At 68.5% G+C, this 260-nt stretch carries 1 pseudogene; it reads left to right on the plus strand.

Annotated features, from left to right (window positions below):
• Nucleotides 1-260, plus strand: a pseudogene (locus SB786_RS36760) (ABC transporter permease); the annotation flags it as partial.

The following is a 260-nucleotide window of genomic DNA, read 5'->3' on the forward strand; positions in this document are numbered from 1 at the left end:
GGTGCTGCGCGCGTTCTATACCGCGTTCACGACGCCGCCCGCGTCGCGCGACGGCGTGTGGCTGCACGAGAGCCTGTGGCACAGCATCCGGATCATCTTCTGGGGCTTCGTGATTTCGTCCGCGATCGGCGTGCCGCTCGGCATCGTGTGCGGCACGTTCAGCGCGCTCGCGCGGCTGCAGGAGCCGTTCCTCGAATTCTTCCGCTACCTGCCGGCCCCGGCGTTCGGCGCGCTGATGGTCGCGATCCTCGGCATCTACG

The sequence above is a fragment of the Burkholderia sp. SIMBA_062 genome, from assembly GCF_046534765.1.
Classification (GTDB): Bacteria; Pseudomonadota; Gammaproteobacteria; order Burkholderiales; family Burkholderiaceae; genus Burkholderia; species Burkholderia ambifaria.